At 50.5% G+C, this 16074-nt stretch carries 13 protein-coding genes; 2 read left to right on the top strand and 11 right to left on the bottom strand.

Translation table 11 applies throughout. The features are described 5' to 3' along the window. Nucleotides 1-18: 18 nt before the first annotated feature. The 3 genes from G485_RS0105140 to G485_RS0105130 all read right to left on the bottom strand — a co-directional run bounded on the left by G485_RS0105140 (nucleotide 19) and on the right by G485_RS0105130 (nucleotide 2867). Nucleotides 19-849, bottom strand: coding sequence for a carbohydrate ABC transporter permease (locus G485_RS0105140; protein ID WP_035154851.1), 831 nt, complete (start codon nucleotides 847-849; stop codon nucleotides 19-21). Next, nucleotides 846-1808, bottom strand: coding sequence for a carbohydrate ABC transporter permease (locus tag G485_RS0105135; protein ID WP_027091668.1), 963 nt, complete (start codon nucleotides 1806-1808; stop codon nucleotides 846-848). Before G485_RS0105135 ends, G485_RS0105140 begins: the two co-directional genes overlap by 4 nt. A 336-nt stretch (nucleotides 1809-2144) precedes the next feature. Continuing rightward, nucleotides 2145-2867 carry a GH12 family glycosyl hydrolase domain-containing protein gene (locus G485_RS0105130; protein ID WP_205620116.1) on the bottom strand — a complete coding sequence of 241 codons (723 nt, stop codon included), beginning with the start codon at nucleotides 2865-2867 and terminating at the stop codon, nucleotides 2145-2147. 446 nt (nucleotides 2868-3313) lie between these two features. Here G485_RS0105130 and G485_RS0105125 point away from each other — a divergent pair, with 446 nt between their 5' ends. Further along, the gene (locus tag G485_RS0105125; protein WP_027091666.1) at nucleotides 3314-4447 is read left to right on the top strand and encodes a serine hydrolase domain-containing protein; all 1134 of its coding nucleotides are present in this window, start codon (nucleotides 3314-3316) and stop codon (nucleotides 4445-4447) included. A gap of 268 nt (nucleotides 4448-4715) precedes the next feature. After that, nucleotides 4716-5450 (top strand): hypothetical protein, encoded by a 735-nt coding sequence (locus G485_RS0105120; RefSeq protein ID WP_027091665.1) that lies wholly within the window; start codon nucleotides 4716-4718, stop codon nucleotides 5448-5450. A gap of 253 nt (nucleotides 5451-5703) precedes the next feature. Here G485_RS0105120 and G485_RS0105115 read toward each other — a convergent pair whose 3' ends face one another. The 8 genes from G485_RS0105115 to G485_RS25160 all read right to left on the bottom strand — a co-directional run bounded on the left by G485_RS0105115 (nucleotide 5704) and on the right by G485_RS25160 (nucleotide 15843). Continuing rightward, nucleotides 5704-5964: an HPr family phosphocarrier protein gene (locus tag G485_RS0105115; RefSeq protein ID WP_027091664.1), complete on the bottom strand. Its 261-nt coding sequence runs from the start codon at nucleotides 5962-5964 to the stop codon at nucleotides 5704-5706. 25 nt (nucleotides 5965-5989) lie between these two features. Further along, complete coding sequence (locus G485_RS28235) at nucleotides 5990-8203, bottom strand: PTS sugar transporter subunit IIA (RefSeq protein ID WP_051318038.1); 2214 nt, start codon at nucleotides 8201-8203, stop codon at nucleotides 5990-5992. Then, the gene (locus G485_RS0105105) at nucleotides 8200-10305 is read right to left on the bottom strand and encodes a BglG family transcription antiterminator (protein ID WP_156922132.1); all 2106 of its coding nucleotides are present in this window, start codon (nucleotides 10303-10305) and stop codon (nucleotides 8200-8202) included. The genes G485_RS28235 and G485_RS0105105 overlap by 4 nt, the downstream gene beginning before the upstream one ends. Before the next feature lie 182 nt (nucleotides 10306-10487). Next, on the bottom strand, nucleotides 10488-11495 hold the full coding sequence (locus G485_RS0105100) for a zinc-dependent alcohol dehydrogenase family protein (RefSeq protein WP_027091662.1): 1008 nt from the start codon (nucleotides 11493-11495) through the stop codon (nucleotides 10488-10490). Continuing rightward, nucleotides 11496-12539: an NAD(P)-dependent alcohol dehydrogenase gene (locus G485_RS0105095; protein WP_035154847.1), complete on the bottom strand. Its 1044-nt coding sequence runs from the start codon at nucleotides 12537-12539 to the stop codon at nucleotides 11496-11498. Between the two features lie 71 nt (nucleotides 12540-12610). Then, nucleotides 12611-13426: a carbohydrate ABC transporter permease gene (locus tag G485_RS0105090; protein ID WP_027091660.1), complete on the bottom strand. Its 816-nt coding sequence runs from the start codon at nucleotides 13424-13426 to the stop codon at nucleotides 12611-12613. Beyond that, a complete protein-coding gene (locus tag G485_RS0105085) occupies nucleotides 13423-14364 on the bottom strand; it encodes a carbohydrate ABC transporter permease (protein ID WP_027091659.1) in 942 nt (313 codons plus the stop codon). Before G485_RS0105085 ends, G485_RS0105090 begins: the two co-directional genes overlap by 4 nt. Before the next feature lie 72 nt (nucleotides 14365-14436). Then, the gene (locus G485_RS25160) at nucleotides 14437-15843 is read right to left on the bottom strand and encodes an ABC transporter substrate-binding protein (protein WP_240489067.1); all 1407 of its coding nucleotides are present in this window, start codon (nucleotides 15841-15843) and stop codon (nucleotides 14437-14439) included. Nucleotides 15844-16074: the final 231 nt, after the last annotated feature.

Below are 16074 nucleotides of genomic sequence, written 5' to 3'. Positions count from 1 at the left end.
TCGCTTCCGTTAGACCGATTAACCCTTCAACGCCCCTACGGTCATGCCGCGCACCAACTGCTTCAGACCGAGAGCGAGCAGCAGCAGCGAGGGCAGAATAACCAGCGTAATGCCCGCGAACACGAGATTCCACGAAGTCGTCTCCTGGAACTGCAGCATCGAGACGCCGATTTGGACCGTTCTCATCTTGTCGCTGTTCGTCACAAGCAGCGGCCACAGGTAGGCGTTCCACATGTTCAGGAAGGAATAGACCGCCAGCGTCCCGAGCGCGGGCCTGGACAGCGGAATGACGTGCGAGACGAAATAACGGACGTGTCCGCAGCCGTCCATGCGAGCCGCTTCGAACAGCTCGGCAGGCAGCTGCATGAAAAATTGCCGCAGCAGGAACGTGCCGAAGGAAGCCGCCAGGAACGGCACGATCAGGCCCTGGTACGAATCGAGCCATCCCCAGGCGCGCACGGTCAGGTAGTTGGGAATGATCGTCACTTCCCACGGAATCATCATCGTCGCCATGAAGAGGGCGAACAGCAGGTTTTTCCCTTTAAAGTTCATTCGCGCGAAGGCGTAAGCGGCCATGCTGGAGGTGACGAGCTGGCCGATCATGACGACGCCCGAGACGAGGAAGGTGTTGCCGATAAACGCCGCAATCGGGACGAGGCCGAACACGTCGATGAAATTTTGCAGGTAGAAGCTGCGCGGGAACAGGCGCGGCGGATACTCGCTCGCTTCCGCCGGCGTCAGCAGCGCGGTCGCGAACGTGTACAGGACCGGGTACAGCACCGCCAGCGCACAGACGGCGAGCACCGCATACAAGACGGCTTCCGGGAGAAGCTTCCGAATCCGCGTCATTGATAATGCACCTTCTTCTCCAGCCATGCGAACTGCACGAGCGTCAGAATGAAAATGATCGCGAACAGCACGAGCGCCTGCGCGCTGCCGGAACCGAAGCGGAAATTGACGAACGCTTCCTGATAGATGGAATAGACGAGCACGTTCGTGCTGTTCATCGGGCCGCCGCGGGTCAAGATGTTGATTTGCCCGAACGACTGGAACGAACCGATCACGGAGACGACGGCGAGGAAGAACAGCGTCGGCGAGAGCAGCGGCAGCAGAATGCGCCCGAACAGCCGCAGCGGGCCGGCTCCGTCGATTCTGGCGCTCTCGTAAATTTCGTCGGGAATGCCCCGCAAGCCGCTGGACAGAACGATGTATTGGAAGCCGAGATTCATCCATACGGTCATGATCGACACGGAGACGAGCGCCCACTTGGGGTCCACGAGCCAGGACACCGGAGCGATGTGCAGAAGGCTCAGAAAATAGTTCAGCGTACCGAGGGTGGGATGGTACAGAAACATCCATATGACCGAAGCCGAGCCGACGGACAGCACGACCGGCAGCGAGAAGGCGAATTGGAACAGCTTGATCCCTCTCGTCTTCCCGTTCGTCAGCGCGGCCAGAACCAGCGCGAGCGCAATGCCCGTAGGGACGGTCAGCAGCGCGAACAAGGCGGTCACTTTCAATCCTTGCAGAAATTGCGGATTCCGAAACAAATACGAGAAGTTATCCCATCCGACATATCCGGCGACGCGCCCTGTCGGATCGGTGGTGTGAAGGCTCAAATAGACGGTTTTCAGCATCGGATAGAAGAAGAAGATGGCGAACAAGAGAAGCGAAGGACCTAAAAAGGCGTAGGCCAGGACGTTCTCCCTCCATTTCAATCCGCTCAGCGTTCCCGTTCGCCGAAGCCGCACGGCCCGGGCGCGAACCGGATCGCGGGGCAGACTCAGGCTTTTTTCCAACCCGTCCATCGCGTTTGCTCCTTTCGGGGTAAAGACTCTCCGGCAACCAAGCCAGGCAAATATCCCCATCTAGCATAGGCGATGTGTATCATCAGGGAGTTTCGTCTGTATTAACTTTGGGTTAACTTGTCTTCCTATTTAGTGGGCTGTCGATCACGCTTGTCTACAAAAAGGGCAACTTGGCGGTTCATCTACCCAATTTCCGACACCCCTCGCTCGGGCAGCTTCAATTCGAACATCAATCGCTTACGGTTGTCTAAAGATTTACGCAGCGCAAAAAACAGCCGCTTCCTCTAACGGCTTAACCGTCAGGAGAAGCGGCTGTTTGGCCATCGTGGAACCGACTCAGGAATAGCTTACCGAATACGAATTGCAGGTGAACGACGCATTCGGCGACGAGGTGATCTCAAATCCGAACTGGACCCGGTTGACGATTTCATTGCCGATCCAGCCCTTCGATTTGATCCAATTCAAAATCGCAAGCACATCGACGGTTCCGGAGTTGGTATTGCTCGTGCGGACGAACGAAAAGACGTCATTGGAGCCGTTGCTGCCTTTGTACACGTTCCAGGTATGTCCTCCGACGCTGACATTCGTGTAGGCAGGAACCGGATTCCCGTTAGCGTCCCAAGAAGAGGCAATAGGACTGACCGCTCCGTATTTGTTCATCCACAACATGATTTCATGCGCGTTATTGCCCGCCCAGATGTCGTAGGCGGATTCAAAGCTCGATCCGCTGGTGGGAACGGTTACATTAAAGGAACTGGTGAGGCTGTGAAGCGAAGTTAGCTGAGTGTTGATTTCCTTCGTGCTGTTGGGATAAGATTTAACGCCTCCGGTATTGGGCTGATTCGAGGTCACGCCCCAGTTGCTGTAGGAGTTGGCCCAAATGGTCTGCGGACCGGCGCCGCTGCCCCAAACATCGTTATAAACCGTGTAACCGCCGTTGGACCAGCTTGCAAAGTTATCCGAGGAGCTCCAGACAGCGGCAAAAGCCGTGGCGGCAATCATCAGCGAGATCAGCCCGGCAACCAGCAGCGATACAAATTTCCGCTTCATTCCCTTCATGATCCTAATCCTCCCGTTTTGGATTGGGTCTATCCCTTGCAGCTGATGCCAAGATGAACATGACCGTATATGGCCGACTTTTTAAATGTCACCCCCTTGCAAGGAATACGAAAATTGAAAAAAAGACTTGGCAAACAAATACGCTAGGAGCAACATTCCATCTCTTTGTAAGCGCCACCAAGTCTTTGCAAGCGAATTATATCATGTTGATTTTGGCAAAAATACCAGATGAATCCGACCAAGAATACCCTAATAACTAGCGCTTCCGCGTTCCGAATCTATCGACTTGCGGATGAACTCCGTCTCGCGCTTGGCGTGTTCGCCCCCCCCCTTCGCCAAGCTTTATATTGCGAGATGCGTACCCAAGCCCGCGGCGATAAAGCTATTGCCACGAACGGCGTCTCTGCCCAATAATGGAGAGGAACCTTCATAAAGGATGGGGAATCATGGATTTCAAACCGTTATCCCAATTTATCGACCGCATCACCTCCTGGCGCATCCCATGGGCGGAGGTGCTTGTCATGCACCGCAACGAAACGGTTTTCCGTTACCGCACCGGCTACGCCAACCTGGAAGAGCAAATCCCGATCGACGATCGGCGGATCATCAATCTTTACTCCATGACCAAGATCATGACGTGCACGGCGGCGCTTCAGTTGGTTGAAAAAGGCGCGATGCTGCTGAGCGATCCGCTGTCGGCCTATCTGCCGGAATACGCCGAAATGACGGTACGGAAGACGCTGCCGGACGGCGGAATCGCGATGGAGCGGGCGGAGAGGCCGATCACGGTGCGCGATCTGTTCGCCATGACGGCCGGCTTCTCCTATGACCTCGGAGCGCCTTCCATTCGAGAGGTCGTGGAACGCACGAACGGCAGGGTGCCGACCCGCGAATTTGCGGCGGCGCTCGCGAAGGAGCCGCTGCTGTTCGAGCCGGGCACCCGATGGAATTACAGCCTGTGCCATGACGTCCTCGCCGCTCTCGTCGAGGTCGTGGACGGGAGGCGATTCGGCGCGTATGTGCGGGATGAAATTACCGGGCCGCTCGGCATGCGCGACACGGGCTTCGATCTGTCGGAGGAGCAGCGAAGCCGTCTGGCTCCGCAGTACGAATATAATGACGCGCTGGGGAAGCCCGTACGCAAGGACGGCAACGGGTACCGGATCGGGACGGAATTCGAGAGCGGCGGGGCAGGGCTATTGTCGACCGTGAGCGACTACGTTCTGTTTCTGAACGCGCTGACCAATCGCGGAACAAGCCCGGATGGCGTGCGCATTCTGTCGCCGGCGGCGGTAGACCTGATGCGGACGGATCATCTGACCGAGAGTATGCGTGACGACTTCTCCTGGGTGCAGCTTGCCGGCTATGGCTACGGGCTGGGCGTCAGAACCCATATTTCCAAGGCCGGCAGCGGATCGCTGAGCCCGCTCGGCGAATTCGGCTGGAGCGGCGCGGCCGGATGCCTGGCGATCATCGATCCGGATTCGCAGCTGACCGTTATGTATGCGCAGCATTTGCTCAACAATCAGGAGCCCTACGTGCATCCGCGGTTGAAAAATATCGTGTACGCCTGCCTGTAAAGCGACAGGGGGCAGCTTGATTTTTGTCCAATGAAAATAAAGGGTTTGACCGGTTCTTTTTATTTCACTATCGTACCCGTTAGCGGAAAAGTTAGAATCACCCCGAAAGAAGAACATTCAAAACAGGTCTATCTTCAATCAAAGAATTTTCCGTCACCGGCGCCTGTTTTGACGTGGGAGCGAAAAGGAGAAACATTTCACTAATTTCCATCGTCTAACAAATATGTTTATTATCGATTAATTGATGGACGGAGAGGAGACAAGGTCGATGGATAAGGGATGGGTACCGACGCTGCCTGCCGTCGTACTCGTAATGATGGTAGCCGGCTGTATGGGGCAACCCAACGCAGCCGAACAATCGCTGCAGTATGCGCCTGCAACTCCTATTTCGAATCAGTATTCGCCCCAGGAAGCGTCTGTCGAGGAGGGCGTTGGAAAAAATGGGGCGGACGCTCCCAAGCCGGCTGACGAGGTCTCTGAAGCAGAAGAAACACGTGCGCTTGAGCCGAGTGCCCACGCACCCGAAGCGGCGAAGTTATCGATTGTGGTCGGTGACGACGTCAAGTTGGAAACCACATTGGAGCACGAAACGGCGACGTTCGATGGAACGGAATACACGATCGAGCCCTATGGCGTGACCTTCGCGTTGCGAACGGATATGGGTGAACCTGTTGTAGAGGGCGAGAGAATCGTTTTTTCGACAGATTTGTTGGGAGAAGCAACCATATCGTATGAAGTGATGGAGAATACGTCTTTGAATGAAGCAGTGGACAAGGAGCTGCAAGATCACGAGGACTCTTTCTACGGTGAGTTTGTCGAGACCACCTCGAAAAGCGGCCTGAAGGGCAAACAGAATAATTTCAAAGATGAATCTGTCTATGCCGGCGTTTCTTTCTACGAGTTCGATCGACATGTTCTCCGGATCGAGTTTCGATCTCCGATGGACGCCGTCGACGCAATGGTTCGAATCGTAAATGAAACTGTGGATTCGGTAAAGATGTGAAAATAATCTGCCCGTTAGCGGAATTCGTATCTTCAATGACAGCTGCATCAGAGAGATTGTATATTTTCTAGCTCGGCGACCGTAATAAAGGTCATATTCAGATATGCTGAAGAAGAAAAAGCTGTTGGAGTAGGCGCCCCAACAACTTTTTCCAAAAACAGCAAACGAATTTCAATGCTCTCACCAAAGGTTTGGAGCACTTTTCATATTTTCAAAGAGCGGTACTTTCGAAATTCAGGTTAAATAACAATCGTTAATCATAGATTCGGGTCAGAAGTTCTCCCAGTTCTTCCATAGCTTTTCGCTCCTGATCGCCATCAATCTCGAGCGTCACTTCGGCATTGCAGGCAAGTCCGAGGGACATGACGCCTAAGGAGCTTTTACCGTTTGCCCTTTTGTTGTTATGGACAAGAAATATTTTGCAGGGATATAACGTCGCTTTGTCGACAAATATTTTCGTCGGACGCACATGAAACCCTTGGGGATTGATGATTTTAAATGTATGCGCGATCATGGATCTTACTTCCTCTCGTTTATATTCACTCCCGCGGTTCATCCAAATAGAAAACTCCGCTTTCTTGGATCATTCGAAGCATTTCCTCCCGAGAGCCGGCATGAATGAGTTTATTGACTTTCTCCCGTGATTCAATCAATTCCGACACTTGAGCAAGAACGGATAAATGTTGAGAACCGCACCCTGCCAAGGCAATGAGAAGATAGACCGTATTTCCATCACCAAAGTCAATACCTTTAGGATATTGGGCAAAAGCGATTCCCGGCTTTTTCACTCGGGGACTGTTGACGTCGATCCCGTGCGGAAGGGCCACACCGTGCCCCAGATACGTTGAAAGTACATATTCACGCTGCTTCATTTCCTCGATGTACAATCTATCCGCATTTCCCGCTTCGACTAGAGCGGTCCCCACTTGTTCAATGGCCTCCCACTTATCCTTTGCTTCCATGCGGATAAGAATATGATCCAAGGTTAATCTCATAGGCTCTGCATCTGCCGCATCTTGCCATGCATTCTTATTCTCCTGATGCCGTAGCCGTGAAATCAGTTCCTCATAAAAGGCGTCTTCATCAAACGACGTCAGGGAAAGATGCTCCGCAAACGGCGCCGCCTTCCTCGCGCGAGAGGTTAAACGATTTTGCGTGATCACCAAATCGGCATCTTCCGGAATCGCATCTACGGATGCATGATTCACCGGGATATCCAAATTCGCTTGTTTCAGTTTTTTTCGCAGCATGGCCGCCCCCATGGCACTGGAACCATATCCGCCGTCACATGCAAAGACAATTTTTTTGATCGGCTTCACCGACTTCTTGTCTTCGTCCGGATTTTTGGAAATGCCGGTTTCACCCGGCTCATGATGATCGGCTATCTTTGCTTGTTGAACTAGAAGGCGAGTAACAAGATCTTGATAAAATTCGTCTTCATCAAACGAAGAAAGAGAGAGATGCTCGGCGTAAGGTGCCGTTTTGACCGCACGATGGGTTAATTGGCTATGCGTGATCACCAAATCGGCATCCGCGGGAATGTCATCCACTGAAGCGGGATATACCGGAATGACCAGATCAGCTTGCCTTAGCTTTTTCCGCAGCATCGCAGCCCCCATGGCACTGGAACCGTATCCGGCATCGCATGCAAAAACAATTTTTTTAATCGGCTTGATCTCTTGCTTATTTTTTTCTTGTATTACGCTCATGTCCCATTCATGGTTAGGCTGAATCAGTTCATCTAGTCCTACTTTTTCCCGGGAAAGTACGTACATCGAGCCTAGGAAGCTGACGAAAGCGGATGCCGCGACCACCGCGAATACAGCCATGTAGGATCCTTTAGGAGTCATCATCAGGACGACGAGTATACTGCCGGGGGAAGGAGTGGCAACCAGTCCCGCTTTTAGCAGATAAGCCATCAAATCCCCCGTCATTCCCCCGGCAATCAAGGGAATAATGACCCAAGGTCTCATTAGCGCATAGGGAAAATACACCTCATGAATGCCGCCCAGCACCTGAATGACCAGAGAGGATTTGACCGCCTCCTTTTTTTTCCCTTTCAAACGCAGAAAGTAGGCTAACAAAAGGCCAAATCCGGGTCCGGGATTCGCTTCCAGCAAAAAAAAGATGGACTTTCCGAACACTTTGGTTTGCTGAATTCCCAAGGGCTCTAAAATTCCGTGGTTGATGACATTGTTAAAAAATAAAACCTTGCCCGGTTCAATAATCAAAGCTACTAGCGGCAGAAGTCCCGATTCGGCCAAGAGAGCCGCCCAGGTAAATACGAAATGCACCCCTTTATCAAGAAATGGAGTAATGAATAAGATGCCAAGGGTCATGCAGCATACCCCGATAAGACCGGCAACTACATTATACACCAACAGTTCAAAGCCTACAGGTATCCGGTCCTCCAGCCATTTGTCCGTTTTGCTGATCAGGAAACCGATGAACGGACCGATGGCCATGGCGGGCAGTATCAGCGGATACGAATCAGTGCTCTCCGCCGCCATCCCCATGATGACAAAGGAGGCGACCACTCCTCCCCTTTTGCCTCCGATGATTTTGCCGCCCGTATAAGCAAAAAGAACAGGAATAAAGTACTGAAGGATGTGGTTGACCACCTGATAAAAATGAGGATTCGGCCACCAACCGGAGGGACCGAATAAAACCCGCATCATCCCTAAGGCAATCAGCCCGGATATGTTTTGATATACGATTGTGCTTAAGAAACGGCCTATTTGCTCGAGTTTCATCGGCTTCCTCGCAACAATGCGTTGGTTTTTTCCAAATACCCTTTCCCTAAAACGGCTTTAATCCCTCTCTTAACTTCCTCAAAATCACCATATTTCAATGTTGAAACAAATTCTTCTTCAATCAAAACCGAACTCACTTCGCCCATGAGCTCGAGATGTTCTTTAGGCGCTTGGCGCGAAGCAAGTAAAAGCAGGACTGTACGTACAGGAATCGGTTGATCGTCATTTCCCCAGTTCACGTCGTTCCGTAACCGAAAGACGGCAATACACATGCTTTCAACAGCATGGCTGCGGCAATGGAAGATGGCAAACTGCTCTTTCCTGAGAACCCATCCGCCCAACTCTTCTCTCTTTTTCAGCTCCTTCTGAAGCAGTTCCCCTTGCACCCCTGAAAATTTGGTTTGCACGAATGTCGCCGCTTCTTGAATGAGCAGTTCTTTCGTCAGGGCTTGCACATCTTGAACGAGGAAAATGTTTTCCAAAATATGGGTCATCGCTTCTCCATATCGATTCATTTTGCTGATGGTATCTTCAATTTCCGTATTGTCCTCCACAACCGCTTTCTTCCTTTCTGCCCGCTTCAAATTTTTTAATTGGCTTTTCATCAATTCAAGATCCTGGGGAAGAAGAAAGGGATTCACCACGATAACCGGATAATGGAGATATTGAAAAGGTACCGTGGAGATAATCAAATCGACGGATACCCCTTTCTTCATCCACTCCTCAATATGAAGGAGAGAAACAATATCGACGACATGAACATGAGGCAATTCTTTCTCAATTTGCGTAGCCAGCAATCGTGAAGTCCCGATCCCGCTCGTACATACCAGCAAAACGCGATGCCGATATTGGTCAAACTCCTGCCTTCTTACGACAGCCGCCCCAAAATGCATCGCGATATAGCCTACTTCTTCTTCTGGAATGGAGCACTGTGTTTGTCCTTCCAAATAGATAGCGGCTTTCCTGGCGGCCGCAAATATGTCCGGATATTTTCCTTTAATATGCTCCAACAAAGGATTGCGAATATCCATATGAAGCTTGATCCGTTGAATCGCCGATTCCAAATGCGTGCCTAAATGCTGGATGAGGGCCAGATCATTTTCCAAGGATAGCTTTAGCTCGTCCCCCACGATACGTACCATTTGATGCACATAGTCATCAATATCGTGAGGGAGCGTTGAATTAGAACGAATCTTTCTCGCTTTCACACCTAATAAATGAAGGGTAATATACCCGACTTCGCTCTCGGGGATAGTCATTTCCAATAAGGAGCTAAGCTCTTGAACCATTCGATGAGCCCAATGATATTCCGGAGTATCCTTCAACTTTTGTACCGTATCGAAGTCGATCGTAATGTGCTCGCCGTGCTTTAAACGCTGCACCGCCAACGCGATGTGAACGATTAATCCCACATAAGCGCTATCGGTCCATTCATATCCCCGATGAGCTACACTTTGAACCACTTGTTCAATCTTGCTGATGGAATCCGGATCGATGAAATGCAACAGGCGATTCCTGATCGAGATTTCCAATTTCATTCTGTTTGTAAACGAATACGTATACGAGGACAGCATATCCATTAATTGATCTTGGGAAAAATGCTGATAGAACAAATCGATGATGGCCTTGCGAATGTTTTGTTCCTTTCCCTCCAAATATACGCCTAATCCCGGTTTTCGCACGAGTTGAATCTGATGCTTTTCAAACCACGGTTCGATTTTCAGCAAATCGTTGCTAATGGTAGCTTCGGTGACCTGAAATTTATTACTAAAATAATAAAGCTTGGTAGGCTCCTTCATGGTCAGAAGCAGTTGCATGAGAATACTTTGACGTTCCTCAGGCGTGAAAATTTTATGGGATTTGCCTACCGTCAGAAACCGCACAAAATTGGCCTTCGCCTCTTCGTTACCTTCTATGGATAAACCGACGCCGGTTTTTTTCACGGAAACAAGACCGTATCGATTCAGGACATCATCCAAACCATCGAGTTCTCTTTGAATGGTCCGGATGCTGATCTGGAGCGCATCGGATATCGCCTTTAAAGTGATAAAAGATGGAGACTGGAGGAGGAATAGTAGAATTTGCTGCTGTCTAGAATTCAAGGATAAATTCTCCTGCGCGTCCACCACAATCACTCCTGAAAACGTTTTTATGATATTTATAACCAAATAAGATCCAATATCAATCCGAATTGGAGGAGCCGAAGATTAAATCAAACAAAGCCCCGCAAGATCAGGGCTTTGTCGACAGTCTACTGCCGCTTTGCCAGCGGCCGCTTTTCTTCTTACAACTTAATTTGCACTTTCAGCAAATTCGGATCCTTTGGCTTAGCCAAGAAGTCAACCGCTTCCTCTAAGGAAATGACTTTGGAAATTAAGGGGATGACATCGATTCTTCCTTCTTTGATCCACTGGAAGGCGGGCAAGAATGTGTAGTTAATGGCCATAGACCCGATGATGGTCCAATCCTTGTTATATAATTTGAAAGGATTCAATTGGATTTTGGCATGCGGAGCCGTAACTCCAAACTGCAAAAATTTCGCTGTCGGGCCCATGTATTCAAGCGCTTTTTCGATCACAGCCGGAATCCCCGTGACATCGACAACCACATCGAATCCGTGGGGATAGGCACCGCGGCTCAATACAGTGTCCATATCTTTGCTGAGAACGCCTTTGGTCGCCCCGAATTGCAGTGCCAAATCTAATTTATCCTGGGATACATCCACGACCACCAGCTCCGAGGCCCCTGCTCTCGATATCGATTGGATCAATTGTTGGCCCATCGCGCCAGCCCCGAACAGAATCACCCGGTTTCCCACCTGAAGCTGCAGGCGATTCATTCCGTGAACCACACAAGCCATGGGCTCGATGAAAGCCGCCTCTTCAAAGGACATCGTATCTGGAATTTTGACCACATTGCGTGCGGGAACCGACACGTATTCCGCCATGCTTCCATTCACGGTATTTCCCAACGCCCCCCAATTTTCACATTGATTTCCGCGATGAGTTAAACAAAACTCGCATGCGCCGCAGAATAGGGAAGGATCGGCGCTGACCCGATCGCCAGGCTTAAAGCCGACAACGCCTTCCCCCAGTTCAAAAATGGTTCCCGAGAATTCATGGCCGGGAATAATGGGATAAGGAGAAATGAATTCGCCTTCAAAAATATGGAAATCTGTGCCGCAAATTCCCACATTCTCGACTTTAATCGTTACTTCACCCGGCGCCGGTTTCGGATAAGGCACCTCTTTCACAACAGCTCGATGCGGCGCTTCGATGACCAATGCTTTCATTTATAGTTCCTCCCCGGGATAGATCATAATCTTGATGCTGCTTTCTTTTTGCGTTCTGGCCGTTTCAACCGCTTCCTTGATTTCGTTTAAGGAAAAACGGTGGGTAATGACCTTCTGAACGTGGTGTTGACGCCGGCTTAACGCTTGAATGGCGAGCGGATACGTCTGGGCATAACGAAAGACGCCGTACAGATCAAGCTCCGCATCAATCAATGCCGGAATGTCCAGTGGGATCGAATCCGAGGCCGGCAATCCCACGAGCACAATCCGTCCGCCTCGTTTCACGAGGCCAACGGAATCCGATATGGCTCTACCGCTACCGGATGTCTCAATAAGGACATCCACTCCTTCCCCCTCCGTCGACTCGTCCAATCTTTCCTTTACCGAACCGGCCGACGGATCGAGCACCCCGGCAGCGCCCATCTCCAAGGCCAACTCTCTTCGGCGCCCAACTATGTCGCTGCCATAAATTTCGGTGACGCCGAACAATTTGGCCGCTTCCATAGCCAGCAGACCGATCGGTCCAAGCCCCGTTACAAGCACACGGTCGGAAGGCTTCACCTGCGCTCTCCGTATCGCGTGAATTCCTACCGATAACGGTTCCAATAAAGCCCCTTCTTCAAAGCTTAACGATTCGGGCAGCTTAAAAAGAAAATCGCATCGGACCGCGACATATTGTGCCCAAGCTCCATGATGAGGGGGAGTGGCCATAAATACGACATCAGGACACAAGTTGTATCTGCCGGATTTGCAGTATTCGCAGCGGCCGCAGGTAACGCCGGGCTCGACGGCCACCCTGTCACCCACCGCAACGCGAGTTACTTCGTTTCCGATCTTCACCACGGTACCCGCCAGCTCATGCCCGAGAATGATCGGCTGCTTCACCTCGTATCTGCCGATTCTGCCATGCTCGTAATAATGCACATCCGATCCGCATATTCCGATGCAGTGCACTTGAATCAACGCTTCGTCCGGACGCGGCTCGGGGATCGGAACTTCCTTGATCCCGATAGAAAGAGGACTATCCAGCACCGCCGCCTTCATCGTTTGCTTCTCCACGCCATTCCCTCCGATGCATCCAATTATTCAGGTTATTGAAACCGGCTTCGGGCACGTTATCCTTTTACCGCTCCCATGGTCAAACCGCGAACAAGCTGACGCTGCGTAAACCAGCCAAGCACAAGCGCCGGCAATACGGCCACGGAAGCCACAGATGACATTTTGGCCCAGAACAGCCCTTCCTGCGTCATAAACGAGGCCATGTATACCGGCATTGTCACTGCACTCGTGGACGTCAGACTGACGCCTATGAAAAATTCATTCCAAACAAAAATCAAGCACAATAATGCCGTTGACATGATACCGGGGCGCACTAGCGGCAGCGTGATTTTAAAAAAACCTTGCAGTCCTGACGCGCCGTCAACGCGATACGCCTCGATCGTATCATAGGGTACGTCCTTGAAGAACGAACGCATCATCCAAACGACCAGCGGCACGTTCATCGCCGTGTAAAGCACGATTAAAGCGATTAAGGAATCCAGCAAATGCAGCTGCTTGATGATTAAATAAAGCGGGATAATAATTCCGACAGCAGGAAGCATCTTCGTCGAAATGAACCAGAATAAAATATCGTCCGCTTTCTTTAATTTCAGTATGGCAAGCGCATATGCAGCCGGCACGCCAAGCGCCAAAGCCAAAAATGTGGATAGGATGGAAACGACCGCCGAATGCCCCAAGTAGGATCCCGCTCCGGATTCCAGAATCATCCTATAATTATCCAACGTCGGTGTAAAAATAATGGAAGGAGGCATAGCGACGGCATCCCCCTCGTTTTTGAACCCTGTCAGCAAAATCCACAGGACGGGAGCGAAATAAATCAGCGCAAGCAAATACGTAATCGATGTCAGCAGCGAAGGAAACAACTTTCTCACGACAGCCCTCCCCCGAATGTTCTTCGCATAAATTTAAATAAGATCGTCATGAAAATCGTCGTCAGCACAACCATAATTACACCGACTGCCGAAGCGCCACCTACGTCCCACCCTTGAAATCCTAAACGGTACAAGTAGAACGACAAGTTTGTAGAAGCATAGCCGGGTCCGCCGGAAGTGGTCACATAAATTTCGCCGAACGTTTGCATGATAAAGATTAATCCGAGCAGTAAAGCTACTTCTATATATCTTAACAAGTGCGGTATGGTCACATGAAAGAATTGCTGCATCTTCGTTGCTCCGTCCAGGAGCGATGCCTCCATCAAGTCAGGTGAAACAGACTGCAGCCCTGCAAGCAGCACCAGCATAAAGAACGGTATCCATTCCCATGCTACCACGAAAACGATAGTCGTAAGCGGCCATTGCCCCAACCAATCCGTAGGCGAAACGCCCAGCTTTGAAGAAAGATACGCCATGAAACCGAAATTCGGGTTCAGCAAGACTGTTTTCCAAACGATGCCGGAAACGGCAGGCATAATAAAAAAGGGCGATACGAACATGGTACGAATAATACCTTTGCCAAGGAAATCACGGTTCAGCAGCAGCGCCAGCGCCATACCGCTAACCAGGCACATCCCTAAGCAAAACACGGTAAACAAAAACGTGTTTTTCAACACTTCCCAAAACTCAGGCCGCTTCACAATGTCTACAAAATTGGAGATCCCGGAGAACGTAATCCCCATATCCGGCCTCATTAAATTCCAATTGTGCAAGCTTAAATAAATCGTAACCAAGAAAGGAATCTGTGTAATTAGAGCCAAAAAGATGATGCTGGGCCAGAGCAGCCCTCTCGCTATGAGCGGGCTATCTCCCGACCGTTTGGCTGCCGTTTTGGAATATGATGTCATATCGGCTCTGCTCCATTCTACCGAATTCATTCGCCTCTCACCAGTTTGAATGTAGCGGGAAGAGAAACCTGAACGAAAGCTCCTCTTCCCTAAAAACGAATATTATTTCTTATACTTGCCTTCTACAGCCACCTTCTCAGCCAGCTCTTGCGATTTATTCATCGCCTCTTCGACACTGATGATGCCGGTGAGTGCGGCGGAGATGTTCTGGCTTACATCCGTTCCAAGCTGCTGGAACTCGGGAATATTAACGAATTGGATGCCCTGGTAAGGTACCGGGTCTTTGGTCGGCTTGCTGAAATTGGCGGCAAGCAGAGATTTCAGCACGATATCGGCAAAAGGCGCCGCTTCCTTGTATTTGGGATTGTCATAAGTCGATTTGCGCGTCCCCGGAGGCGCAACGACCCAACCTTCGCTTTCGCCGACTTTATTGATGTAATCTTTGCTGGTAGCCCAAGTAATAAACTTGAACGCCGCATCTTTATTTTTGCTGGACTCTTCGATGGCCAGGTTCCATGACCACAGCCAACCGTTGTTGTCTTTCGCCGCTGTCGGCGCCATTGCATATCCGATTTTCCCGACAACTTGCGAGTTTTTCGGATTGTTCAGGAAGCCTGCGGCTACAGTAGCGTCATACCACATTGCCGCTTTGCCCGTAGACATCAGGGTCAGAGCTTCAGTGAAACCGGTTGTCGTCGCGCCAGGCTCACCCGCATCCTTCAACAAATCCGCATAAAACTTAACGGCTTTCACCGTTTCCGCACTGTTCAGCTTGGCATTCCAATTCATGTCGTACCAAGAGCCGCCAAACGCATTAATGATCGTATCGAGCGGCGCCATCATTTCTCCCCAGCCCGGCATCCCCCGCAGCACGATTCCCGGCACATTGTTGGCGGCCTTCACCTTTTTGGCGATTTCGGCGACCTGATCCCAGGTCGGGTTATCGGGCATCGTCACTCCGGCCTTCGCCAACATATCTTTGTTGTAGTAAAGCATGCTGCTTTCACCGTAAAAAGGAAGCGCATACAACTCATTGTTATAAGACAGCCCGTCGCGAATCGCAGGGAAAATATCATCGAGATCATATTTCGCCTTTTCATCGGCAGGCATCTTGTCGAAGTAAGAGGTCAACGGTTCGATCCACTTGTTCTTGGCCCAGATCGAAGCGTCATAATTGCCGATGGTAACAATGTCGAACTTCCCGCCGCCTATGGAAACATCGGTCGTCACTTGCTTACGAAGGTCGTTCTCCGGCAATACGGAAAAATTGACCGTAATGCCCGTTTCCTTCTCGAAATCTTTGGCCAGCTTTTGCATCACGACCATATCGGGATTGTTCACCGTCGCCACGGTCAACTCCACTTTCTTGCCGCTGCTTGCAGGTGCGGGGGTACTTTCGGCATTGTTGCTGTTCTTGCTTGGCGCTTGAGTTGCCGGAGACCCGCAAGCGGAAAGCGCCAACATCGTTGTCAGTGAAAGTAGAGCCAGTGATGTGTTTCTTTTTTTCAACCTTATTCCCTCCCTGTTTTTGTTTGGGACCCCTGCTTGCTCTCAATAGCATGATCATGCCAAAATTCATTTTTCTGATCCCCGGTTCTTATTATAAATTGACAAAATCCCTAGGTATATGAATAGATATATAACTTTGTCAGCAAGCCATTCACGTCATAATTAAATAATGCGGCCAATCATGTTAGTTGAGTCCGTATAATTGTGTAAAATGAAATATCTCCTAAAAAG

It is taken from the genome of Cohnella thermotolerans DSM 17683 (assembly GCF_000429825.1).
GTDB lineage: Bacteria > Bacillota > Bacilli > Paenibacillales > Paenibacillaceae > Cohnella > Cohnella thermotolerans.
This window is presented reverse-complemented; position numbering and strand designations above follow the sequence as displayed.